Source organism: Streptomyces inhibens (assembly GCF_022221585.1).
Taxonomy (GTDB): domain Bacteria; phylum Actinomycetota; class Actinomycetes; order Streptomycetales; family Streptomycetaceae; genus Streptomyces; species Streptomyces inhibens.
Genome location: NZ_CP084681.1, coordinates 427,954 through 450,626, shown reverse-complemented (window position 1 = coordinate 450,626; position 22,673 = coordinate 427,954). Strand labels below are relative to the sequence as shown.

The window sequence follows — 22,673 nt, the reverse complement described above, 5'->3', positions numbered from 1 at the left end:
GTGCCCAGTGAGGCCGCCCGCACCCGCGGATCTGGGCGTGGCGGCCTGTGCGAAGGCCGCCTCGGCACGAGGGTGGTCCGGCGATACGGCGTTGGTGACGGACTGTCACTCCGCCTGCACGTAGGTCGCTGGGGGCTCCAGCGGAGCGTGAGGCGGTCCTGTATGACGATTCCTGCAGTTCGTCTTCGTGTCCGGGGCCGGGTGTGGGCGTTCTGGCCTGTGGCGGCGCGACGTACCGGACCCTGGGGGCGTTCTGCATGCTCGGTGTCCGTACGGCTGGTGCTGGGCAGCTTGCGCAGTGGCGGTACCAGCGGGACCACGGCGAGCTGAGCCCGCCTGGTGCGCGCTGCCGGTTAAGATATTTGCATGGGGACGCAAGTTACGTCGTGGGATGCAGCCGCTGCCGACCGTGCGGTCGCCGTGCTCAAGGCGGTGGCCGATCCTTCGCGCTACCGGTTGTTGTGGGCGCTGTGCGGCCAGGAGCTGCCGGTGAGCGCGCTGGCGGAGCTGCTGGGTGCGCATGTCGCGGCGACCTCCCAGCATCTGGCGAAGCTGCGGGCGGCCGGCCTGGTGGAGTCCCGGCGGGAGGGGACGCGTATCTACTACCGGGCGGGTGCTCGGGTGCGCGGTCTGATGGAGGAGGCGACGCTGGTGGCGAACGTGGCCGTGGAGCAGGCCGCCGGGGAGTCCGGTGCATCGGTCGAGGCTGTGGCCGTCGCGCAGAAGGAGGCGGTGCGCTCGCCGCGGGCCGTGCGTGCCCGGCGGCCGGCCACCGAGCATTAAGGCTGCGTCGCGGGGGCGGCTGGGCCGTTGTCGAGGCGGTATTCCTGCGGGTCGGCGTCGTAGGCGTAGAGCTCGGCGTAGCGGCCCCAGTCGGTGGCGGTCTCCAGCTGCTGGGTGACCTGTTCGCTGGTGTAGTGGTGGGCGAGCAGGTCGCGGAAGAATCCGGCGCGCAGGGTGCCGTCGGGGTTCTGGCGCAGGCTGGTGGTGATCAACCGGACCAGGGGTGCTCCCATGGCGGCCTCGGCGAAGATCGTCTTGGACTGCTGGACGTCGGCGCCGGCGTAGGCGGTGCCGGACTCGGTGAGCAGCAGGTCGTCGTCGCTGACCTTGGCGAAGCCGAGCAGTTCGAGGGCGTCGACCAGCGGGAGCATGTCGTCGACCTCCAGGCCGAGGTCGTCGGCGAGGTCGGCCAGGTCGCAGCGGCTGTCGCGGTGGGCGACCATCTCGGCGAGGCCGGAGAGTCCGTCGACGCTGGCCAGGGGCAGCGGAGTGTTGGCGGTGGTGCGCTTGTCGAACTCGATGCCGTCGGGGCGGCCGGGGATACGCGTCTCCTTGGCCCGTCCCGTCATCACGCGGTAGACGCGGTCGATGAGGTCTTCGAACGCGGCCGAGTTGCGGTCGCGTGGCCGGTCCAAGCCGACCTCGAAGGTCTCCCGGATGGTGCCGTACGGGCGAGAGCCGAGCACGACGATGCGGTCGGCCATCAGGACGGCTTCCTCGATGTTGTGGGTGACCAGGACGATGGCGCGGGTGGGGAACTGTCCGGACTCCCACAACTCCATGAGTTCGCCGCGCAGGTTCTCGGCGGTCAGGACGTCGAGGGCGGAGAAGGGCTCGTCCATCATCAGGACGTCGGGTTCGACGACGAGGGCGCGGGCGAAGCCGACGCGCTGGCGCATACCGCCGGAGAGCTCCTTGGGGTAGGCGGACTCGAAGCCGTCCAGGCCGATCAGGTCGATGGCCTGCCGGGCGGCGTCGGCGCGCTGGTCGGCCGGTACGTTCCGGGCCTCCAGGCCGAGTTCGACGTTTTGCTGGACGGTTAGCCAGGGCAGCAGGGCGAAGGTCTGGAAGACCATGGCGGTGCCGGGGTTGGCGCCGGTCAGCGGCTTGTCCCGGTAGGTGACGGTGCCGGAGCTGGCGGGGACGAGGCCGGCCAGGCAGCGCAGCAGAGTGGACTTGCCCGAGCCGGACTTGCCGAGCAGGGCGACGACCTCGCCGGCGCGCACCTGGAGGTCGATGCCGCCGAGGACGGGGAGTTCGCCGTCGGCGCCCGCGTAGGACTTGGTCAGGCCGACGGTTTCGAGCAGGATCTCGCCGTCGGCGACGCGCGGGGTCTTGGCGGCGGAGAGGGAGTGGGAGGCGTGGCGGGTGCGCAGGTTGCGCAGGGTGTTCAGCACCATGTCGGGCTCCAGAGGAAACGCAGGGAAGTTCAGAGGGCGTAGCGGGTGTCGGCGAGGCGGTAGAGGCGGCGCCAGACGAGGCGGTTGAGGCCGACGACGTACAGGCTCATCACCGCCACGCCCGCGAGCAGGTGCGGGAAGTCGCCGGCGGCGGTGGCCTTGGCGATGTACGCGCCGAGTCCGGTGGCGGTCAGCGTGGTGCCGCCGAAGACGACGACCTCGGCGACGATCGAGGCGTTCCAGGCACCGCCGGACGCGGTGATACCGCCGGTGATGTACGAGGGGAAGATCCCGGGCAGGATCAGCCGCTTCCAGCGCTGCCAGCCGCGTACGCCCAGGTCGTCCATGGCTTCGCGCAGGTCGGTGGGGATGGACATGGCGCCGGCGATGGTGTTGAAGAGGATGTACCACTGGGCGCCCAGCGCCATCAGCAGGATGCCGCCGACGTTGATGGACAGGCCGGTCTTCAGGAAGAACCAGACGGCGAGAGGGAAGAGGAAGTTGGCGGGGAAGCTGGCCAGTACCTGGACGATGGGCTGGGCGATCCGGGTCAGCTTCGGGGAGAAGCCGATCTTGACGCCGATCGGTACCCAGATGATCGTGGCGACGGTGACGAGCAGGACCACGCGGGCGAGGGTGACCAGGCCCAGCAGTAGCGGTTCACCGAAGACGCCCAGGCCGGTGTGGTCGTGGAGGTAGCCGCCGAGGTCGATCAGGCCCCAGAGGATTAGCGCTCCCGCTATGCATGCAAAGGTGATGTCGCCGGTGCGCTGCCGTACCGGGTCCACGGCCAGCGGCCGGTCGTCGGTGCCGAAGACGCGTGCGGCCTGGCTCAGTCCTCGTCCTACAGGCCGTAGCAACGTGCCCAGCAGATGCGGCCAGTTGGAACGGCGCAGGAAGTTCAGCATGACCGAGCGCTGGACCTCACTGGCCTCAGACTGCTCGTTCTTGAACTTCTCCGTCCAGGCGGTCAGCGGTCGCCAGAACAGGAAGTTCACGCCGATGACCATGAGCGCCATGGTGAGGATGGCCCAGCCGACCTTGCCGAGGTCGCCGTCGGTGATGGCGGCCCCGGCGTACGAGCCGACACCGGGGAGCGCGTAGTTCCTGTTGTTGACGCTGATCGCCTCGGATGCGACGAGGAAGAACCAGCCGCCGCCGAAGCTCATCATGCCGTTCCAGACCAGGCTGATCATCCCGGAGGGCAGCTCGACCTTCCAGAACCGCATCCACTTGGTGAAGCGGAAGGACCGTGACAGTTCGTCGAGTTCACGGGGGATGGAGGTGAGGGAGTGGTAGAAGCCGAACGTCATGTTCCACGCCTGCGAGGTGAAGATCGCGAAGATCGACGCGCATTCCAGGCCCAGCATGGAGCCGGGGAACAGCGCGATGAACCCGGTGACGGCCACGGTCAGGAAGCCGAGCACGGGCACGGACTGGAGGATGTCCAGCGCCGGGATCAGGATCCGCTCCAGCCGTCGGCTCTTGGCCGCGGCGTAGGCGTACGTGAAGGTGAAGACGGTCGACAGGGCGAGCGCGATGAACATGCGCAGCAGCGAACGGGCCGCGTCGTACGGCAGCTGGGAGGGATCGGTGTCCACCTGCACCGACTGGCTGGTGGAGAAGCGGACCGTGGTCCCCTGTCCGACCCGCAGGACGAGGTAGAGCAGCACCAGCACGGCGGCGGCCACGACCACGTCCACCCAGGTCATACGGGACAGGCGGCCCGCGAACCGGGAGGGGGGCGACGCCCGCTGTACAGGGCTGCTCGTCCGGAACGACATCACAAGAACCTCCGACCACACTCTGGGCACGGCAGACGTCAAGGCGCGACGATGCGCCCAGGCGGTACCGGCCCGGTGTGGAGAGAACAAGGCAGGAAAAGGGAGGCCGCCGGGGGCTGGAGCCCAGCTCCACACGGTGGCCATGGGCCCGTCACGGCTCGATCGGCCGAGCCGTGGAGGGCGGCGAGATTTTCAGAGACTGCCGGTGAGGCAGCGTGGACTGGGAGGGTCTTCACCCATGGCTGCCTCCGTTAGGTGATGCACTCAGTGGCGCACTGAGTGGTGCAGTTCGTCCGGTACGCCAGGGGCCCGTCCGCGCGGCGCGACGGGCAGCCTGCCGCGAGAAGTCTGCCCCTTCTTGCGTCCATACGCAAATAACCGTATCGGTGCACAGAGGGGCGCGTCGGCGCGTACAGATCTGCGCGTCAGTATTGCGGCAACTAATTGCGCCGCTGTGCAAGTATGGCGTTAGAGTCCAAGGAGACCTGATGGGAGCCGCGCAAGGGGGTGAGACACATGGATCGCAGTCACAGTCGGCCGGGCCGTAGCCGGCCCCGCATCCATCTGTCCACGCACCCTTCCGGCACGCGGTAGCCGCCCACCTCTTCCTTACGCGCCGCCTCCCCGGCCGCCCTGCCGACGCAGGGTGAGAGGAGGTCCCCATGGCTGACCTGACCACGTTCGACTTCGCACTCCGGCTCGCCGTCGGTGTCGCCTGCGGCGCCCTGATCGGCGTCGAGCGGCAGTGGCGCGCCCGCATGGCGGGACTGCGCACCAACGCCCTCGTCGCCGCCGGCGCCACCCTCTTCGTCCTCTACAGCGACGCCGTCGGCGACTCCGGCAGCCCCACCCGCGTCGCCTCGTACGTCGTCTCCGGCATCGGCTTCCTCGGCGGAGGCGTCATCCTGCGCGACGGCGCCTCGGTCCGCGGCCTGAACACCGCCGCCACCCTGTGGTGCTCGGCCGCCGTCGGCGTACTGGCCGCCTCCGGCCGCCTGGAGCTGGCCGTGCTCGGTACCTGCGCGGTCCTCGGCGTCCACCTCCTCCTGCGCCCCGCCGGACGGCTGATCGACCGCGCACCGCAGCACGACCCGGACACCGAAGGCGTCCAGGCCACCGTCCACGTCCTGTGCGACCGGGGCGACGAGACCCACATCCGGGCCCTGCTCCTGCAGTCCCTGGCGAGCGGCGGACTCACCCCCACCGGACTGCGGGTGCGGCGCGAGGACGCCGACACCACCGGGCTGCAGACCGTGGTCGCCGTCACCGGCAACCCGGCCCATGCCCTGGAACAGCTCATTGCCCGGATGTCCCTGGAACCGGGCATCCGCGACCTGCACTGGCACCTGGACGCGACGCCCGCCGAAGCCGAACGGGAGACAGTGGCATGAACGACCATGACCTGACGCGAGAACGCCGCGCCGTATGGTTCGCCGCCCGCTGCCTGGCCGAGGAAGCCCCCGCTCTCACGGCGGCCTCCGCCGGCGCACTCCGCGCCGGCCTGGCCGCCCGCTTCGCCACCCTGCGAAGGGCCGCACTTGCCGCCTCACGGGCGGGTGTCCCGCCACGGGCCATAGCGCAGGACTCCGGGCTGCCCCCGGCCACCGTGCTGCAATGGATCGCGGAGGACAGACGTAGTCACCTCACCGCCAACTCGGGCTGACACAGAGGCACTTGTGCTCAGTGAGGCGGGTGGCGGCGCCACCGACGTCCCTGCGCGGCCGGCCGAACGGTTCCTCAGAGCCAGCCGTTGCGGCGGAACCCGCGGTACATGAGGAAACAGGCGGTGGCCATGCCGGCGAGGACCAGCGGATAGCCGAAGGTCCAGCGCAGCTCGGGCATGTACTCGAAGTTCATCCCGTACACGCCGCAGACCATGGTGGGGACGGCGATGATGGCGACCCAGGCGCTGATCTTGCGCATGTCCTCGTTCTGGGCCATGGACACCTGGGCGACGTTGGCTTCAAGGATCGAGTTGAGCAGCTCGTCGCAGGCGGTGACGTGCTCGTTGACCCGGGCCAGGTGGTCGGCGACGTCACGGAAGTACTTCCGGATGTCGGCGTCAACCAGCTGTGTGGGCTGCTCGGCGAGCAGCTGAATGGGCCGGTCCAGCGGTACCACGGCGTGCTTGAGCTCCAGCAGCTCACGCTTGAGCTGGTAGATCCGGCCGGCATCAACGCCACGTCCCCGGTGGTCCGAGAAGACCTCGCTCTCGACCGCGTCGATGTCGTCCTGCACGGCGGATATGACCGCCAGGTAGTCATCGACGACGTGGTCGGCTACGGCGTGTAGGACGGCGGAAGGGCCCTTGGCCAGGTGAGCGGGCGTCGATTCGAGGCTTTCGCGGAGCGGCCCCAGCGAGCCGTGGCCGCCGTGCCGGACCGTGATGACGAAGTCGGGTCCGGTGAAGACCATGATTTCCCCGGTGTCCACCACCTCGCTCGTCGCGGTGAGCCGGTCGTGCTCGACGTAGGTGACGGTCTTCAGAACGGTGAAGAGCGTGTCGTTGTACCGCTCCAGCTTCGGCCGCTGGTGGGCATCGACGGCATCCTCCACGGCCAGCGGGTGCAGCCCGAAAAGTTCGCCGATCTCGGAGAACTCCTCCTCCGCTGGCTCGTGCAGACCGATCCATACGAAGCCGTTACCGGTCTCGCGGACCTGCTCGATCGCCTTGCGCGCCGGGCAGTGGCTGACCTGGCGCACACCGTCCACATAGACCGCGCAGTTCACGACGCAGTTGCCCAGCGGGGACCGCGCCGGATGGCTGAGATCCACGCCGTGCGGGCGCGTGCTCGGGATGTGGACTGCTTTGCGAAGGTTGTGGATCATCGACACGCTGGCTCCTACAAGGTGGCGTGGTCGCCAGTATGCCGAGCTGGGGAGAGCTGAGCCACGGGTACCCCTCGACGTCGGCTTCACGCGGCTCGCCCCCCGGCAGCAAGGGGCGCCCCTCGTCGTCGAAGAGCACCATGGACCAGCCGTCACCGGCCATGGCAGCCTGAACCCGGTGCTTGCCGGCGTAGGAGACCATGCCCGCATAGCGGGGATTACGCAGCATCTTGGCGATCATCGTCGAGGACCAGGTATGGGCGGCAGGCGGCTCGATTCCTTCGGCATTGAAGGTCTTGGCGATGCTGTAGCCGATTCCCCGGACATGAAGTGCTGGAAGATCCGGACGACGACGTCCGCCTCATCGGGGACCAGCTTTCCCTTGCTCTCGCCTTTGCGGACCCAGCCGTAGGCGATGCGGCCTTGGGTGAGTCCGTTCTGGGCTGCGGAGAGGTGTTGGTGGGCGACGCGGCGGGCGGTGTCCTCGGAGGACTTGAGCGCCATCACGCACATCATGCGGGTCATGTGACGGTCGCTGTCGTTGATGAGGTTCATGCGGCTGCCGGTGGCGCCGGTGACCGGCCGTTTGACGTATTCGACGATGTCGATGAGGTCTTCGAGGTCCCGGGGCTGGCGGACGAGCCGGTCGAGGTCGTAGAAGATGACTCCGTCGATGACGCCGTGGGCGAGGTCGGCGAGCAGCTGGCGGAACTCGGGGCGCAGGACGATCCAGTCGATGGAGCCGTCGGCCTTGATGACTTTGCGCTTTTTGAAGGCCGAGGTGTCGTTCTCCCGGTAGACCTTCGCGAACGGGCCCCAGCGCAGGCGGGTCCTGGAGTCCTCGGCGTCTTCGAGCTGGCGGTCGACGCCTGCTTCGAGGCCGAAGCGGTCGGAGGAGATACGGAGATAGGCGCCTGGCCGTTTGGGGGCGTAGGCGGCCAGGTGGTCGTAGAGGTTGAGGGTGACCTGGCCCCCACGGGCGTGCGCGGGGACGTCGAAGTCCTCCCAGACGGTCACGGCTGTCGTCACGGTGTCGGGCTCCTGGTGCTCGTCGGCTCCGATACCGGGCACTTTCCGTCGCACTCAGGGGTTTGGGGGTGCCGTGGATCCGCTGTAGGATCCGCGGCCGCCCGTGTGGATACTGATCACCATGCGCATTGACTTTGATCCCGCTGCCATGTCCCGCAACGAGTTCTACAAGCTCCTGACCGCGGTGGTGGTGCCGCGTCCGATCGCCTGGGTGTCGACGTACGACCCATATAGTGATTCAGCGAACCTTGCCCCGCATTCGTTCTTCACCATCGCCAGCGTCGCGCCGCCCGTTGTGCAGTTCAGCTCCGTCGGGCGCAAGGACACTTTGCGCAATATCGAGGCGACCGGACAGTTCGTGGTGAACTTCGCGTCGGAGGGGCAGTTCGAGCAGATCAATGACACGGGCACGGACTTCCCGCACGGGGTGAGTGAGTTCGAGGCTGCCGGGGTCGAATCCGAGCCGAGTTTGCGGGTCAAGCCGTTGCGGGTGGCGGGCTCGTCCGTGGCGTTGGAGTGTGAGGTGCACACCACGATCGGGATCGGGGATTCCACCATCGTGTTCGGGCGCGTGGTGCATGCGGTGGTGTCGCAGGATGTGCTGGTCGACGGGCACCCCGAGATCTCCAAGCTCAAGCCGTTGTCGCGGTTGGGCAAGGACGAGTGGGGCACGGTCGGTGACGTACGGGAGATCTCCCGTATCCGGCATGCGGACTGGCGGGGGCCGGCGGGCGATCGGTAGGTAAGGGGACGAGGCGGGCGGAGAGCGCTTCTTCCGGTCCGGGGAAGGTTTCAAGTCGGTTTGTTTGCAGGCTACTTCCGGCTTACCGCGGTGTTTGAGATGTTCGAGACTCTGTCTTGATGGTGCTGCGGTGCTGCGGTGGTTCCGGTGATTGTTCGTGATGAGTGACGGGTTCGACTGACTGGCCGACTGACCGACTGACTGGAGTTGTGGTGAGTGCTCTCGGTTCCGTGTCGAATGGATCGTCCAGTTCCTCGGACGGTTCTTTGGGTGGCTTCTTGGATTCCGGTTCCCGAGAGGGCCGGGGGGTGAGGGCGCCGTTCAGTCGGCGGTTCGGATTACGGGCGGTGGCTGCTGCCGCGATCGCCGGGCCGGCGGTGGCTGCGGCGTACGGGTCCGGGACCGCGTACGCCGCCGACGGCCGGCGGGGGCTGCGGGTGATGACCTTCAACCTGCGGTACGCCTCGGACACCAGGCCGAACTCCTGGGCCGAGCGGCGGCCCGTGATGCGGGCATTACTGCGTCGGGAGGCGCCGCAGCTGCTCGGGACCCAGGAGGGGCTGTACGGGCAGGTGCGGGACATCGCGGAGGATCTCGGGCCGCATTACGACTGGGTGGGGACGGGGCGGGGCGGCGGGAGTAAGGATGAGTTCGCGACGGTTTTCTATGATGTGCGGCGACTCGCTCCGGTCGAGTACGACCATTTCTGGCTGTCCGATACGCCGTATCTGATCGGGTCGACGACCTGGGGAAACACCGTCATCAGGATGGTGACCTGGGCGCGATTCCGGGACGTGCGTACGGGGGGCGAGTTCTATGCGCTCAATACTCATCTCGATCATGCGAATCAGTACTCGCGTGAGCGGTCCGCCGCCCTGATCACCGAACGGCTGCGCGGCCTGGATCCCGTGCTGCCCCGGATCGTCACGGGTGACTTCAATGTCGCGGCACACAAGAATCCCGTGTACGAGGCGATGCTCGACGGCGGATCGCTCGTCGACAGCTGGGACACGGCCGACGAGCGCAGCGCGCAGTACGCCACCTTTCACGGATACCGGCCGCTGGTGCCGGACGGGGACCGGATCGACTGGATCCTCACCTCGCCGGGGGTGCGTACGCGGCGCGCCACGATCAATACGTACTCCGCGCACGGTCAGTTTCCGAGCGATCACCTACCGGTTCAGGCGCTGGTCGAATGGTGAGGGGAGCCGAGCCGCGGATCTGGAGGCCGGCGAGGAGTTCCTGGGTCGCGGCCGCCACGGCGTCCACGGCGTGATCGAACACCTCGTGGTTGTGCGCGGCCGGGGCGCGGAATCCGGAGACCTTGCGGACGTACTGCAAGGCGGCGGCCCGGATGTCCTCGTCGGTGACCTCGGGGGTGGTGGGCGGACGGAGCGTCTTGATGCTGCGGCACATGAGTCCAGTCTGCCTCTCTCGCGTGGCGGAGCTATCCGTCGAGTCCGGTCACCCGCATCGTGATGTTGAGGCGGCCGCTGGTCAGGCCGGTCGCCGGGTCTCCGGTGCCGGGGCGGACCTTGGGTACCCCGTGGTACGCGAAGCGGGACGGCCCGCCGAAGACGAAGAGATCGCCGGACGCCAGCTCGATGTCGGTGTACGGCTTGGTGCGGGTCTCGCTGTTGCCGAAGCGGAAGGTGCAGGTGTCGCCGATGCTGAGGGAGACGACCGGTGCGCCGGAGCGCTCTTCCTTGTCCTGGTGCATGCCGAGTTTCGCCTGGCCGTCGTAGAAGTTGATCAGTGCGGTGTCCGGTGTGTAGTCGTCGCCCGCGGATGCGTCCTGATACGCGGTGACCAGGGCCCGGCGGCCCAACTCGACCATCCAGTCAGGGAATTCGGCGACTTGTGCGCCGTTCACGTCGTCGGCGGTACGGGTGTATGCGTACGGCTGCCAGTGCCAGCCGATGCACACCGTTTGGACGGACATCACGCCACCGCGTGGGAGCTTGGTGTGCCGGATCGGGGCCGGGCCGCGTGCCCAGTCACGGCAGGCGGTGACGAGCTCGCGCTGTTGTGCCAGGGTCAGCCAGCCGGGGACGTGGACGGCGCCGGGGGCGAGTTCCAGGCGGCCCGGGTGGGGACCGGCCCGGTCGGCCGATGAGGTGTGGAGGCCTCCGCCGGTGCCGTCGGATGCTCCGGCACCCGCAGGCTGCCCGACGCCCTCGAAGCCGGGAAGTGGCGTGCTCATCTGCTCCTGCCTCATCGGTACCTATGTACAGCGTGCCACGGGCGGTGAGTCGCCGGTCGGCGGGACCGGTACCCGCTGGGTGACCCAGCCGCGGTCTATCGTCCAGATGCTGCCGCCGTCCGCTGTGGCGCCCCGCATGCCCTGCAGTGTCGCCGGGCCTGCCAGGGCGGGGATACGGGAGTCGCCGAGAGAAGCGAAGCCGTAGGTGCGAGCCGGGTCCCAGTCGGTGCTGTGGCGCAAACGGCGGCTCATCTGGGCCCAGCCGAGTGGTGCGGCGGCCACCACCCAGCCGTCCGGCTCCTCGGCGGTGAACCGGTTGGCCGCCCGTAGCCAGGACGCGGCGACCTCCGGCCAGTCGATCACGGCGAGGACCTCCCGGCCCATGGCACGCCACGCCTCGACGAACGCCGCCGCGGCGGAACACGACGCCGCGTCCCGGCTGTGCCCGACGACCACCGAGGCGATGCGGGTAGGGGGCGGCGCAGTCAACATACGTAGTAGCGCGGCGAGTTCGGCATCGGTGTGCGGATCGGGGGAGGGGAGGTCGCCGTACGCGGCTGCCTCCCCATGGGGAATGAGGGGAGAGGTCGCCGGGGGAGGGGCGGGGAGAGAGGGGAGAGACTTGACGGGCATGGGCCGGGCTCAGACGAGTGTGGGCTGGAGGGCGCCCTCGTGCGTCAGCAGCGCGGTCTTGCGCTCGACGCCCGCCGCGTAGCCGCGCATCGTGCCGTCCGCGCCGATCACACGGTGGCAGGGGCGCAGGATCAGCAGGGGATTCGCGCCGATCGCGGCTCCCAGTGCCCGTACCTCGGCCCGTCGGACGCCGAGGGCCTCGGCGAGCCGGCCGTAGGTGGTCGTGGTGCCGTACGGGACGGCCTCCAGGGCCTGCCAGACGCGCTCCTGGAACTCCGTACCCGAGGTGCGGTACTCGAGGTCGAAGCGGGTGAGCTCGCCGGTGAAGTAGGCGCGGAGCTGCCGGACGGCTTCGGTGAAGGGGCGGGGGTCGCGCCGCCAGTGCGGCTGGACGGTGGCCGCGCCCCGCTGGTGGGGCATGGAGAGGGAGGTCAGGGCAGTGCCGCCGGGGGCGGTGGGCGATTCCTCGCCGACGAGCAGCAGCTCGCCCAGGGGGCTGTCGAGGGTGGTGTAGCTGGTGGTCAGGGTGGTTGTCGTGGGGTGGCTCATGGTGCGTCCTCGTTCGTAGTCCGCGTTCGTACTGGTCGTTCGCAGCCCGCGTTCGTACTGGTCGTTCGCAGTGCTTGTTGGCGCTTTGCGCTTCTGTTCTTCGAGTCTGTGGGTTCGAGGACGCTCGGGCTGGCGGAAATCGGACGTCGCGGTTGCCTGCCGGCTGTCGCCCGTGGCTCGTCGCTTGGGGCCTGTCGTCTGTCGGCATTCGGCCACTGCCGCGTCGAACCGTTGCCCAGTAGGCGGGCGACGGTTCGACGTGCTGGTCTCGATCCAGGAGCTACTTGAGGTCGATCTGGAACACCTTGTCCGAGCCGGGTCCGCCATCGCCGTTGTTGTCGGCGTTGGTGGTGGTCAGCCACAGGGACTTCTTGCCGGGTACGGATTCGACGGTACGCAGCCGCCCGTAGTCGTGGGTGTAGTAGGCCTTGGGGGTGCCCGTGCTGGTGCCGTTGACGGGAATGCGCCAGAGGCGTTCGCCGCGCAGCGCTGCCATGTAGATCGCCCCGTCGGCGTAGGCGACCGCGCTGGGTGAGGCCTCCTCGACCGGCCACTGGCGCTTGGGGTTGGTCATTCCCGAGGTGGAGCACTTGCCCTCGCACTTGGGCCAGCCGTAGTTCTTGCCGGGCTGGATGAGATTCAGCTCGTCGTACTTGCTGTCGCCGAACTCGCCTTCCCACAGGCGGCCTTGGGCGTCCCAGGTGATGCCTTGCGGGTTGCGGTGCCCGTAGGAGTAGACCAGCGAGTCGAAGGGGTTGCCGGGGGCCGGCTTGCCGTCGGGGGTCATGCGGAGGACCTTGCCGTTGAGGGACTTCTTGTCCTGGGCCAGATCGGGGGTCTGGGCCTCGCCCGTTGTGGCGTACAGGTAGCCGTCGGGGCCGAATTTGATGCGCCCGCCATTGTGGTACTTGTTCTTCTTGATGCTGTTGACCAGCACCTTGTAGTCGCCGAGCGTGCTGCCGTCGAAGGTCATGCGCGCGATGCGGTTGCCTTCGGAGGCGGTGTGCATCACGTACACATGGTGGTCGGTCTTCCACGACGGCGAAACGGCGATGCTGAGCAGTCCGCCCTCGCCGCCCGTGGAGACGACGTCGGGGACCGTGCCGATCTCCTTCTTCGTGCCGTCCTGGGCGAGCGTGTAGACCTTGAACGAGTCCCGCTCGGTGATCAGGGCGGAGCCGTCCGGCAGCCAGCTCAGGCCCCAGGGGATGGACCAGCCCGACGAGACGGTCTTGGGAGAGCCGGGCTCGGAGGCGAGGGCGGTGGTGCCGGCGGCGCCGCCCGTACCGGCGGCCGAGAGGAGAAGTCCGGCGGTCAGGGCGGAGGCGGCGACCACGGTCAATGTGGTGTGGCGCGCGGATCGGGTGCGAATGCGCATGGGGGGTCCTCCGGTCAGGAAGATGCGACGGGGCGTTCCCTCGGGGGTGAGCAACCATCAGCGGCGCCGGGCTGATAGGAAAGTTTCCTGTTGGTTCGGGCCGGAAAACTACTGCGCCTCAGGATGGGGGTCAAGTGGCAGGAAGGTAGGAGGTATCTCCCGTCCCTGTAGGGGGAGTTGGTGCCAAAAGATCTTTAGGTGGTGTGTGCATTCTGCGGTCACCCCTATTGAGCAGGAGGATTGCGGATGTTGGGGCGCCTGGACAGCTGCGCAACCGCCCCATAGGTCGGACCATTTTTCGTCCCGCCCATTGACCGCGACCCTGTGGCTGAGGATTCTGCAAGGCAGCAACCTGGCAAAGCAGCAACCTGGCGCGGCGCAACACGTCGCCACGCGAAGTAACGTGACGTCACGCGAAGCAACACGACGAACACATGTCCAACGTGGTCGACGATCCGCCAACGTCCGGCGCCCTGGGGCCGTTGGTGGCCGGACCGGCGTTCTTGCGCGCCTCCCCTCTCCGTGCGAGTAGTGGCAATGGTGCCCTGGCGAGGTCATAGGTCGGTCCGCCATGCCCTCAAGCTGTCGGTCGACAATGGCCTCACGCCCGGAGCGCTGGCCTCACATCTCCACACCTTCTCGCCCTTCACCCCCATACGAAAGGCTGGATCCCGCATGAATCTCCCCATGAATCGCCCCATGACTCCGCCCATGAATTCCGGCATGGCCTCCCGTGTGACGTCCCGTGTGCAAGGCGCTCCGCGAGAGACCTCGGAGGCTCCGGGGACGCCGCAGACCGCGGTCACCGCCCGGCCCGCGGCCTCGCACCGTGAGCCGTCCGCCTGGCAGACGCCGGGTTACACGGTGATCGAGACCGCGCTCGAAGTCACCGCCTACTCGCTCAACGCCCGCTGACCGCCCCGCCATGCTGCTGCAGGTGCTCGGCACCGCGGCGGGTGGCGGAGTGCCCCAGTGGAACTGTGCGTGCCCCGGGTGTTCCGGGGCACGCACCCATCCCGACCGGCGCCGCCGCCATGCCTCGCTCGCCGTACGAGCCGACGACGACCACTGGTATCTGATCAACGCCACCCCCGACATCGCCGACCAGATAGAGAGCACCCCCGCCCTGCACCCGGGCCCCGCGGCACGCCGTACCCCCGTGGCGGGACTGGTGCTCACCGACGCCGAACTCGACCACACCCTCGGCATCGCACGGCTCCGCGAGGCCGACCGGATCGAGGTGCTCGCCACCGGACCGGTTCGTGCGGCGCTACGCGACCGTGCGCACCTCGACGACATCCTTACGCCCTACGTCACCCTGGAATGGCGGGAGTTGGGGTCCGTACCCGTGCCGCTGGGCCAAGGATCCGATATCGAGATCAGCGTCATCCCGGTCTCTGCCAAGCGGCCCCGGTACGCGGCTCCACGCGCGAGTCGAACCTCGGGTTCCGGCGAGGGAGCAGATTCCGGAGAGGGAGCGGATTCCGGCGAGAGAAGGGACTTCGGCAGGGAAGCGGATCACGAGGGGCAAGCGGAGAAGCCCCTCGGAGTCGAGCCCTGGGTGGTCGCCCTCCGGCTGCACGACCGACGTACCGGCGGCACCGCGCTCTACGCCCCCGCCCTCGCCGCCTGGCCCGACGCGTTCCAGGAGGCGCTGGCCGACGCCGACTGCGTACTGCTCGACGGCACTTTCTGGGACGACGACGAGCCGCGTCGCAGCGGCTTCTCCACCCGTACCGCGACCGAGATGGGCCATCTGCCCATCGATGGGCCGGACGGCACCGCCGGCCGGCTGGCGCCGCTCGCCGCCCGCTGCCTCTATACCCACCTCAACAACACCAACCCGCTCGTCGACCCCGCCGCGCCGCAGCACAAGCAGCTGGCGGACCTGGGGCTCGCGGTGGCGGCGGAAGGGATGGAGATCGCCCTATGAGCACGCCGTTCGAGGAACGGCTGCGGGCCGTGGCGCGCGACAGCTACCACGACCGTCACCCGTTCAACATCCGTATGCATGAAGGGACGTTGACCCAGGAGGAGCTGCGTCGCTGGATCCGCAACCGGTTCCACTACCAGCGCCATATCCCCGTCAAGGACGCCTTGATCGTGGCGAAGCTGCGTACCCCGGAACTGCGCCGGATGTGGCTGCGCCGGATCCAGGACCATGACGGGCAGCAGGACGGCGAGGGCGGTATCGAACGCTGGCTGCGGCTCGGCGAGGCGGCCGGGGTGGACCGGTCGTTGCTGATGGACGAGACCGGCGTGCTGCCGGGCGTACGGCTCGCGGTGGATGGCTATGTCAACTTCTGCCGGCTGCGCTCACCGCTGGAGGCGGTCGCCGCCTCGCTCACCGAACTGTCGGCACCGGACATCATGCGCACCCGGATCGACGCCTTCGAGACGCACTACGGCTGGATCGAAGCCGAAGGGCTCAGCTACTTCCGCGGCCGGCAGAGCCAGGGCCGTCGGGACAGCAAGGAAGCTCTGGCGCTGGTCCTGGACTGGGCGCGTACGGAGGCCGAGCAGGATCAGGCGGTCGCCGCGCTGACGTTCAAATGCCAGGTGCTGTGGGCACTGCTGGACGCGGTCGAGCGCGGGGAGCGGCCATGACGGGCTGGCGCCCGGTACTCGCCCCCGCCGTCCATCTGCGTCACGACCGGGTGCGCGACACCGATGTTCTGCTCCTGCCCGAACGCGTGGTGGTGCTGGAAGGGAACGCCGGCGCCGTACTGCGGCTGTGTGACGGGCAGCGCGAAGTGCCCGACATCGTGGCGGAGTTGGCCCGTCTCCACCCGGGCGCTCCGGTGGCGGAGGACGTACCGGAATTCCTCGGGCGGATACGAGAAGAAGGATGGCTGCGATGACCGGAATACGTTCATGGCTGCGATGACCGGAACGTCCTCCCCGTCCGGGGCCCGGGCCCGGTCCCGCCCCTGGGCCCTGCTGGCCGAGCTCACCCACGGCTGCCCGCTGCACTGCCCGTACTGCTCCAATCCGCTGGAACTCACCCGTAGATCGGCGGAGTTGACGACGGACGAGTGGCGGGAGGCATTGCGCCAGGCCGCCGATCTCGGGGTCGTCAGCGCGCATCTCTCGGGTGGTGAGCCGCTGCTGCGCTCCGACCTGGAGGCGATCGTCGCGGCCGCCGACGGTGCCGGGATCCATACCCAGCTCATCACCAGCGGCGTCGGCCTCAGCCGGGCGCGACTCGGCCGGCTGGTCGACGCCGGACTGCGCAGCGTGCAGCTCTCCGTCCAGCACGCCGATCCGAGCGCCGCCGATCTGATCGCCGGACGCCGTTCGTTCGTCGACAAGGAACGGGCCGCCGCGCTGGTCCGGGACTCCGGACTGCCGCTCGGCCTCAATGTCGTGCTGCACCGGCACAATCTCGATGCGCTGGACGAGCTGATCGATCTCGCGCCGGCCTGGGGCGCGGACCGCATAGAACTCGCCAACACCCAGTTCTACGGCTGGGCGTTGCGCAACCGTGCCGAGCTGCTGCCGTCCCGTGAGCAGCTCACCCGCGCGCAGCAGACCGTACGTCGCCGACGTGACGAGCTGGCCGGCACGGTCGAACTGGTCTGGGTCGTCCCCGACTACTTCGACGGCAACGCCAAGCCCTGTATGGGCGGTTGGGGTGCCATCTCGCTCACCATCGCCCCCGACGGCACGACCCTGCCCTGCCCGGCGGCCGCCTCGATCCCCGGTCTCGATGCCCCCAACGTCCGCGACCACCGCCTGGAGTGGATCTGGGACCATTCCCGCGCCTTCACGCTCTACCGGGGCACGGAGTGGATGCGCGATCCCTGCCGTAGCTGTGAGCTGCGCGAGAAGGACTTCGGCGGCTGCCGCTGCCAGGCATTTGCGCTCACCGGCGATGCCGCGGCCACCGATCCCGCCTGTCGGCTGTCGCCGGATCACGCCCTCGTACGCGACCTGGTGGACGCCTCACCCGAGCCGCCGGCCGCTGGACTCGGCCGGCCGCGTAGCCCCGCCCGACGCGCCGCGGTGACCCCGAGAGGAGCGGCAGGAACATGAGCGTCAGAGTCCGTGGAGTGCTGGCGGCCGCCTTGCTGTCGTGTGCGGCGCTGGTCTGTACGGCGCTTGCGGTGCCCAACGGTACGGAGCCCGCGGCAGGTTCAGCGCGCGGTGAGGCCATCGTCGATGCAGGTGATGCAGGTGATGCAGGTGACGCCGCAACCGTCGCCGGCGCGCGCACCCATGCCGCCCGCAGTTACACAAACGCCGACACCAGCGCATTGGGCCGCCCGAGCCCCGACCGCTCCGCCACCGACTGGTCCACAGCCCTGGTCGACTCCACCCTCGCCCGTTACACCCCGGACAAGATCGGCGGCTGGTCCTACCCCGTAGGCCTCTACCTCTACGGCCAGTACCTCGTCTACCAACGCACCCACCAGCAGCGCTATCTCGACTACATCAAGCAGTACGTCGACCGGTTCGTCGACAGCAACGGCAACATCGACCAGAGCTTCAACAGCCTCGACAGCATGCAGGCGGGGCGGCTTCTGGTCATCCTGCACCACGAGACCGGTGCACACCGCTACCAGATCGCCGCACAGAAAATCCGTAAGCGCCTCGACAGCTATCCGCGCACCGCGGACGGCGGCTTCTGGCATGCCACATCGAGCAGCCGGGCGCATCAGCTGTGGGCCGACGGGGTGTATATGGTCACGCCGTTCCTCGTGGAATACGGCAAGGAATTCGGGGACTCGGCGTACGCCGATGACGAGGCCGCCGGGCAACTCGCGGTATACGGCGGACACTTGCAGCATTCGAGCGGATTGCTGAGGCACGCCTACGACGAAGCCAAGACCGCCGACTGGGCCGACACGAAAACCGGACAGGCGCCCGAGCACTGGTGCCGCGCGGTCGGCTGGTACGCCATGGCCGATGTCACGGTGCTGGACGCGCTGCCCGCCGATCACCCGCGCCGTGCCCAGCTCACCGGAATTCTGCGCAAGCTCGCAAGCGGCCTGGAGAAGACCCAGGATCCGTCGAGCGGACGCTGGTTCCAGGTCATGGACAAGGGCGAACGACCCGACAACTGGACCGAGACCTCCTGCTCCAGCATGTTCGCCTTTGCGCTCTCCCGCGGCGTGCAGCGGGGCTCTCTCGACCGGCATTACGCGAAGGTCGCCAAAAGGGCGTATGACGGCGTACTGCAGCGGATCTCGCTCGGCAGTGACGGGCGCACCCATCTCACCGACATCACCATCGGCACCAATGTCGGCGACTACGACTACTACATCGACCGCACCCGGGCCACCAACGACTTCCATGGCCTGGGGGCCTTCCTGATCATGTCCGAACAGTTGCGGGCGAGGTGACACGGAAGGTGAGGATGGGGAAGAGATGGGCAGTCGGTGCCGCCCTGGCCGCTGCGGTCGCCCTCGGAGTCGGACAGCCGTCCGTGGCGAGGACCCGTTCCACAGGGGCTGCCGTACGCACCGGGAAGGCCGACGATTCCGCCGCACGGGAGCGGCAGGCCGGCCGCACCGCCCTACGGGAATTCAACGTCAAGGACCACGGCGCGGCCGGCAACGGCTCGGCCAATGACTCCGGCGCGGACACGTACGACGCACCGGCACCGAACGCCAACGACGATGCGCTGGTCTTCAAGAGCGATTACGCGCTGGGCGCCAAGCTCCCCAACGGGCATGTGGCGGTGCGTGATTCACGACGCTCCGCGAAGTGCGGCAATGCGCTGATGTTCGGCTCGGAGACCTGTGGCGATTTCACGGACTGTCACTTCGACCGGATCGCCATCGTCGGCGCCGATAAGTCCGGGCTCGGCATGGTGTCGATGGACGGGGCGAAGATCCCCGATGTCCACTACCGCGACATCACCATGAAGAACGTCCACTCGCCCATCATGCGGAAGATCGGTACCCGCCCGGCCTTCGGTTGGTACCTCCGCAATGTCGATGGCATCACCGTCCGTGACAGTTCGGTGCGCTTCGCCGCCGATGACGGCCGGCCCGCCGTCATCGCCCATGTCGCGCACAAGCTGACGTTCGATCACTTCACCGCGCAGCGTGGCGGCAAGCGCCCGTACGACCTTGGATTCCCGAGAGCGCGGGCAGTCGGAGGCGCGCGATGACCAGACGCGCGATGACTGAGTGCGCGATGGCCGGGCGGGGCGCTATGGCCGGCCGAGGTGCGAGGCCCGGTCGGCGTATGCGGGCCTACGCGGTGGTCCTGGCCGTACTGGCGCTGCTGCTGGGCGCGCTGGCGCTGCCCGGCACCGCATACGCCGATCTGCAGCACCCGCGGCAGAACTTTCTGCGCGGTTCGGTCTCCGGACTGTTCCTTCACTGGGGCGAGCGGACCGCGCCGCAGCACACCAGTTGCAGTGGCTGGGAGAAGGACGTCACCGCGGGTGGCTGGAGCCCCGACTATTGGGTGAAGGAGGCCGGAAAGCTGCATGCGCAGTATCTCGTACTGGCTTCCTTTCACAGCAGGCTCGGCTATGCCAGGTCATGGCCGTCGAAAATACCGGGCAGCTGCCACACCCGACGGGACTTCCTCGGCGAGCTGATCACCGCGGCCAAGGCAAAAGGCCTGAAAGTCATCCTCTATATGACCGACGATCCACAGTGGCACAACGACGGCGGCCATGAATGGCTCGACTCGGACGGCTACTCCCGCTACAAGGGCCGGAATGTCGATCTGACCACCCGCGACGGCTTCGGGGAATTCTCGTACGAGAACTTCTTCGAGGTCATGGAGCGCTACCCCGAGCTGGGCGGCTTCTGGATCGACAACGACAACGACTACTGGCTCGACCATCACCTCTACGAGCGGATCTACCGGCTACGCCCCCGCTACACCCTCAGCAACAACAATGAGGACACTTCGGTCATGGACATGATCAGCAATGAGCAGAAGACCGGCATGTCTCCCTCGTACGACTACCCCCAGGCGACCTACACCGCAGCTCCCCGGCTGACCGAGGCGGACTTCAAACTCCCCTCCAGCGGCGCCTGGTGGTACGACGGATCCGACCCGGCCGTCGACCGCAGGCTCACCCTCGGCCGTCTGATCACCAACGCAGGTTCCTCCATCAAGGCCCTGATGGCCGAGACTGCGCAGGTCAACGGGCGCTTCCCGGCGAAACAGGAAGCCTTCAACAATTTCGCCGACGGCTATCTGGACGGAATCTGGGAGTCCCTGCGCGGAACCGAAGGCGGCGGCTATCTCCATGGCGGTCTCGCGCCCGGCTTCTGGAACGACGATGCGCACGGTGTCACCACCCTCAGCACCACCGACCCCAACCGCCACTACGTCCATGTCATCACCCCACCCTCGACATCCACCCTCCGCCTCCGCGACAACGGATACCGGGTGGCCGAGGTGACCGACCTGCGGACCGGCGCGCGGATCCCCTTCACCCAGTCCGGCGGCAGCCTGACGCTCTCGGGCCTGGGCGACTGGGACCCGTACGACACCGTCTTCAAGGTCACCACCGCCGGACGCCAAGGGATCCTGCCCGCCACCTCCTACACGATGAGCGCCAGCGCCGCCGCCGACGGCCACCCCGCCTCGGCGGCCGGGGACGGCGACCACCTCACGTACTGGGACAACGACCGCACCCTCCCCGTCTCCCTGACGTACGCTCTCGGCGCCGACCGGAGCGTGCGCTACCTCGGCATCAACCAGCGTGAGGACTCGGTCAGTTACGCCCGCTCGGACACCGAACAGTCCGCCCGGATCAAGGAGTACCGCGTGTATGCGAGCGAGGACGGTACCCACTGGGGGAGCCCCGTGAAGACCGGCACCCTTCCGAGCCACCGCGCCGTCAGCTTTATCGATCTCCCCGCAACCACGACCACCCGTTACGTACGGCTGGAGGTCCGCAGCACGTACGCGGCCGCCTCCGACGCGACGCGCTACCGGCGGCTCCGTGTGGACGAGACCTGGGTCGGGACGCGGTATGCGGCGCCGGTGTCGGGTGGTGGCCGGTGAGCAGTGACTGGTGGCCGGTGGCCGGTGGCCGGAGACGGTATCGACACAACACATGGAAAGTGGTGACCCGATGAACCAGCCCCACCGTTCGCGATCCCTGCCGATCGCGCTCTCCCTCTTGCTGCTCGGCGCCGCGGCGGCCATGGGGGCGGACGGCGCCGCCGCCACACCCCGGGCGGTCGTCCCGATGGCCGCCGCGCCCTACGAATACCTGGGCTGGGGAAATCCCCAGACTCCCACCGACGTCATGGCGGCGACCGGCACCAAAACATTCACCCTGGCCTTTATCCTCTCCGACGGTGGCTGCAATCCGAAGTGGGACGGCAGCCGGGCACTGACCGGCGGCAGCGATGAGTCGGCCATCAAATCCATCCGTGCCAAGGGCGGGGACGTGGTCGTCTCCGTCGGTGGTTGGAGCGGTGCCAAGCTCGGTGAGAAGTGCGGCAGCGCCTCCGCGCTTGCCGGGGCCTACCAGAAGGTGATCGACGCGTACCGTCTCAAGGCGCTCGACGTCGATATCGAGAACACCGAGTTCACCAATGCCACGGTCCGCAAGCGCGTCATCGACGCCCTGAAGATCGTCAAGGCCAAGAACCCCGGCATCATCACCTACCTCACCATGGGCACCACCCCCAACGGCCCCGACAGCAACGGCAAGGACCTCATCAAGAAGGGCGCGGCGGCCGGACTGGACAATGACGGCTGGGTCGTGATGCCGTTCGACTTCGGCGGCCACAGCGGCACCATGGGCCAGGCCACCGTCAGCGCGCTGGAAGGCCTCAAGGCCGCGGTCAAGAACTCTTACGGCTACGGTGACGCGGACGCCTACCGCCACATCGGCGTCTCGTCGATGAACGGCAAGACCGATGACGCCGACGAGACCGTCACCCTCGCCGACTTCCGTACGATCCTGGGCTACGCCCAGCAGCACCACATCGCTCGTTTCGCGTTCTGGTCGGTCAACCGCGATCGCCCGTGCGGCTCCGGCAGCGACGGCGACAGTTGCAGCGGGGTGTCCCAGGATCCCTATGCGTACACGAAGATTGTCGCCAAGTACCTGGGCTGAAGCGGTAATTGGGGATGGCGCTGCCGCCGCGACGTACGCTCACCGAGGCACGACCGCTAACGCCACATCACTAGCGGCCGCACCACTCACGCAACGCCGTTAACTCAGGCTTCCTTGCGGGTTATTCATCAGATGTTGCCGACGAGGTACGGAGGCTACGCCGCCTCAACTACTTCCGTAACCTCCGAGCGCACCGCCATTGTCCAGATCTCCAGCAGCACCGCATACTCCGCCATGTCCTGAGGCGTCCACGCCAAGTCGCGCCGGGCGCGCACAAATCGCCGGATCGATTCG

General features: G+C 68.1%; 19 protein-coding genes and 3 pseudogenes. 13 read left to right on the top strand and 9 right to left on the bottom strand.

The features are described 5' to 3' along the window. Positions 1–366 precede the first annotated feature (366 nt). On the top strand, positions 367–783 hold the full coding sequence (locus tag KI385_RS02140; protein WP_238570533.1) for an ArsR/SmtB family transcription factor: 417 nt from the start codon (positions 367–369) through the stop codon (positions 781–783). Here KI385_RS02140 and KI385_RS02135 read toward each other — a convergent pair. Together KI385_RS02135 and KI385_RS02130 are read right to left on the bottom strand one after the other, a co-directional pair. Continuing rightward, entirely contained in the window at positions 780–2,183 is a 1,404-nt protein-coding gene (locus tag KI385_RS02135; RefSeq protein ID WP_238570532.1) for an ABC transporter ATP-binding protein, read from the bottom strand. The two genes, KI385_RS02140 and KI385_RS02135, sit on opposite strands and share 4 nt — an antisense overlap. Before the next feature lie 29 nt (positions 2,184–2,212). After that, positions 2,213–3,895, bottom strand: coding sequence for an ABC transporter permease (locus KI385_RS02130; protein ID WP_238570531.1), 1,683 nt, complete (start codon positions 3,893–3,895; stop codon positions 2,213–2,215). 734 nt (positions 3,896–4,629) lie between these two features. On the opposite strand from KI385_RS02130, the gene KI385_RS02125 reads away from it, so the two are divergent. Both KI385_RS02125 and KI385_RS02120 read left to right on the top strand, forming a co-directional pair. Continuing rightward, entirely contained in the window at positions 4,630–5,358 is a 729-nt protein-coding gene (locus tag KI385_RS02125) for an MgtC/SapB family protein (RefSeq protein ID WP_238570530.1), read from the top strand. After that, positions 5,355–5,630: a hypothetical protein gene (locus KI385_RS02120; protein WP_238570529.1), complete on the top strand. Its 276-nt coding sequence runs from the start codon at positions 5,355–5,357 to the stop codon at positions 5,628–5,630. The genes KI385_RS02125 and KI385_RS02120 overlap by 4 nt, the downstream gene beginning before the upstream one ends. Before the next feature lie 74 nt (positions 5,631–5,704). Here KI385_RS02120 and corA read toward each other — a convergent pair whose 3' ends face one another. Both corA and KI385_RS02110 read right to left on the bottom strand, forming a co-directional pair. Continuing rightward, on the bottom strand, positions 5,705–6,796 hold the full coding sequence (gene corA, locus KI385_RS02115; RefSeq protein WP_238570528.1) for a magnesium/cobalt transporter CorA: 1,092 nt from the start codon (positions 6,794–6,796) through the stop codon (positions 5,705–5,707). 444 nt (positions 6,797–7,240) lie between these two features. Beyond that, positions 7,241–7,813, bottom strand: a pseudogene (locus tag KI385_RS02110) (recombinase family protein); the annotation flags it as partial. A gap of 133 nt (positions 7,814–7,946) precedes the next feature. Between KI385_RS02110 and KI385_RS02105 the strand changes: the two are divergent. Together KI385_RS02105 and KI385_RS02100 are read left to right on the top strand one after the other, a co-directional pair. Then, positions 7,947–8,567: a flavin reductase family protein gene (locus tag KI385_RS02105; protein WP_238570526.1), complete on the top strand. Its 621-nt coding sequence runs from the start codon at positions 7,947–7,949 to the stop codon at positions 8,565–8,567. A gap of 347 nt (positions 8,568–8,914) precedes the next feature. Next, entirely contained in the window at positions 8,915–9,769 is an 855-nt protein-coding gene (locus KI385_RS02100; RefSeq protein WP_238570525.1) for an endonuclease/exonuclease/phosphatase family protein, read from the top strand. On the opposite strand, the gene KI385_RS02095 is transcribed toward KI385_RS02100, so the two are convergent. The 5 genes from KI385_RS02095 to KI385_RS02075 all read right to left on the bottom strand — a co-directional run bounded on the left by KI385_RS02095 (position 9,699) and on the right by KI385_RS02075 (position 13,330). Next, entirely contained in the window at positions 9,699–9,983 is a 285-nt protein-coding gene (locus KI385_RS02095) for a DUF2277 domain-containing protein (protein ID WP_238570524.1), read from the bottom strand. The genes KI385_RS02100 and KI385_RS02095 overlap by 71 nt on opposite strands. Positions 9,984–10,014: 31 nt before the next feature. After that, entirely contained in the window at positions 10,015–10,770 is a 756-nt protein-coding gene (locus tag KI385_RS02090; RefSeq protein ID WP_238570523.1) for an alpha-ketoglutarate-dependent dioxygenase AlkB family protein, read from the bottom strand. Between the two features lie 21 nt (positions 10,771–10,791). After that, positions 10,792–11,403 carry a hypothetical protein gene (locus KI385_RS02085; protein ID WP_238570522.1) on the bottom strand — a complete coding sequence of 204 codons (612 nt, stop codon included), beginning with the start codon at positions 11,401–11,403 and terminating at the stop codon, positions 10,792–10,794. A gap of 9 nt (positions 11,404–11,412) precedes the next feature. Further along, positions 11,413–11,952, bottom strand: coding sequence for a methylated-DNA--[protein]-cysteine S-methyltransferase (locus KI385_RS02080; protein WP_238570521.1), 540 nt, complete (start codon positions 11,950–11,952; stop codon positions 11,413–11,415). A gap of 280 nt (positions 11,953–12,232) precedes the next feature. Further along, entirely contained in the window at positions 12,233–13,330 is a 1,098-nt protein-coding gene (locus KI385_RS02075; protein WP_238570520.1) for a PQQ-dependent sugar dehydrogenase, read from the bottom strand. A gap of 837 nt (positions 13,331–14,167) precedes the next feature. Here KI385_RS02075 and pqqA point away from each other — a divergent pair. From pqqA to KI385_RS02030, 8 genes and pseudogenes are all read left to right on the top strand, one after another. Continuing rightward, a pseudogene (gene pqqA, locus KI385_RS02070) lies at positions 14,168–14,245 on the top strand (pyrroloquinoline quinone precursor peptide PqqA); the annotation flags it as partial. A 10-nt stretch (positions 14,246–14,255) separates the two neighbouring features. Next, the gene (locus KI385_RS02065) at positions 14,256–15,263 is read left to right on the top strand and encodes an MBL fold metallo-hydrolase (protein ID WP_238570519.1); all 1,008 of its coding nucleotides are present in this window, start codon (positions 14,256–14,258) and stop codon (positions 15,261–15,263) included. After that, the gene (pqqC, locus tag KI385_RS02060) at positions 15,260–15,937 is read left to right on the top strand and encodes a pyrroloquinoline-quinone synthase PqqC (protein ID WP_238570518.1); all 678 of its coding nucleotides are present in this window, start codon (positions 15,260–15,262) and stop codon (positions 15,935–15,937) included. Before KI385_RS02065 ends, pqqC begins: the two co-directional genes overlap by 4 nt. Then, positions 15,934–16,191, top strand: coding sequence for a pyrroloquinoline quinone biosynthesis peptide chaperone PqqD (gene pqqD, locus KI385_RS02055; protein WP_238570517.1), 258 nt, complete (start codon positions 15,934–15,936; stop codon positions 16,189–16,191). The genes pqqC and pqqD overlap by 4 nt, the downstream gene beginning before the upstream one ends. Before the next feature lie 22 nt (positions 16,192–16,213). Then, positions 16,214–17,365: a pyrroloquinoline quinone biosynthesis protein PqqE gene (gene pqqE / locus KI385_RS02050; protein ID WP_238577539.1), complete on the top strand. Its 1,152-nt coding sequence runs from the start codon at positions 16,214–16,216 to the stop codon at positions 17,363–17,365. After that, complete coding sequence (locus KI385_RS02045) at positions 17,362–18,675, top strand: glycoside hydrolase family 88/105 protein (protein ID WP_238570516.1); 1,314 nt, start codon at positions 17,362–17,364, stop codon at positions 18,673–18,675. The genes pqqE and KI385_RS02045 overlap by 4 nt, the downstream gene beginning before the upstream one ends. Positions 18,676–18,941: 266 nt before the next feature. Next, a pseudogene (locus KI385_RS02035) lies at positions 18,942–21,313 on the top strand (discoidin domain-containing protein); the annotation flags it as partial. Positions 21,314–21,383: 70 nt separating this feature from the next. Beyond that, complete coding sequence (locus KI385_RS02030) at positions 21,384–22,379, top strand: chitinase (protein WP_238570513.1); 996 nt, start codon at positions 21,384–21,386, stop codon at positions 22,377–22,379. Positions 22,380–22,673 lie beyond the last annotated feature (294 nt).

Excerpts from the sequence above, each read along its gene's own strand:
- pqqE (WP_238577539.1), top strand. The coding sequence starts at position 16,214 with ATGACCGGAACGTCCTCCCCGTCCGGGGCCCGGGCCCGGTCCCGCCCC.
- KI385_RS02090 (WP_238570523.1), bottom strand. The coding sequence starts at position 10,770 with ATGAGCACGCCACTTCCCGGCTTCGAGGGCGTCGGGCAGCCTGCGGGT.
- KI385_RS02045 (WP_238570516.1), top strand. The coding sequence starts at position 17,362 with ATGAGCGTCAGAGTCCGTGGAGTGCTGGCGGCCGCCTTGCTGTCGTGT.
- KI385_RS02135 (WP_238570532.1), bottom strand. The coding sequence starts at position 2,183 with ATGGTGCTGAACACCCTGCGCAACCTGCGCACCCGCCACGCCTCCCAC.
- KI385_RS02075 (WP_238570520.1), bottom strand. The coding sequence starts at position 13,330 with ATGCGCATTCGCACCCGATCCGCGCGCCACACCACATTGACCGTGGTC.
- KI385_RS02105 (WP_238570526.1), top strand. The coding sequence starts at position 7,947 with ATGCGCATTGACTTTGATCCCGCTGCCATGTCCCGCAACGAGTTCTAC.
- KI385_RS02125 (WP_238570530.1), top strand. The coding sequence starts at position 4,630 with ATGGCTGACCTGACCACGTTCGACTTCGCACTCCGGCTCGCCGTCGGT.
- KI385_RS02120 (WP_238570529.1), top strand. The coding sequence starts at position 5,355 with ATGAACGACCATGACCTGACGCGAGAACGCCGCGCCGTATGGTTCGCC.
- KI385_RS02095 (WP_238570524.1), bottom strand. The coding sequence starts at position 9,983 with ATGTGCCGCAGCATCAAGACGCTCCGTCCGCCCACCACCCCCGAGGTC.
- pqqD (WP_238570517.1), top strand. The coding sequence starts at position 15,934 with ATGACGGGCTGGCGCCCGGTACTCGCCCCCGCCGTCCATCTGCGTCAC.
- KI385_RS02140 (WP_238570533.1), top strand. The coding sequence starts at position 367 with ATGGGGACGCAAGTTACGTCGTGGGATGCAGCCGCTGCCGACCGTGCG.
- KI385_RS02030 (WP_238570513.1), top strand. The coding sequence starts at position 21,384 with ATGAACCAGCCCCACCGTTCGCGATCCCTGCCGATCGCGCTCTCCCTC.
- KI385_RS02130 (WP_238570531.1), bottom strand. The coding sequence starts at position 3,895 with ATGACCTGGGTGGACGTGGTCGTGGCCGCCGCCGTGCTGGTGCTGCTC.
- KI385_RS02065 (WP_238570519.1), top strand. The coding sequence starts at position 14,256 with ATGCTGCTGCAGGTGCTCGGCACCGCGGCGGGTGGCGGAGTGCCCCAG.
- KI385_RS02080 (WP_238570521.1), bottom strand. The coding sequence starts at position 11,952 with ATGAGCCACCCCACGACAACCACCCTGACCACCAGCTACACCACCCTC.
- pqqC (WP_238570518.1), top strand. The coding sequence starts at position 15,260 with ATGAGCACGCCGTTCGAGGAACGGCTGCGGGCCGTGGCGCGCGACAGC.
- KI385_RS02085 (WP_238570522.1), bottom strand. The coding sequence starts at position 11,403 with ATGCCCGTCAAGTCTCTCCCCTCTCTCCCCGCCCCTCCCCCGGCGACC.
- corA (WP_238570528.1), bottom strand. The coding sequence starts at position 6,796 with ATGATCCACAACCTTCGCAAAGCAGTCCACATCCCGAGCACGCGCCCG.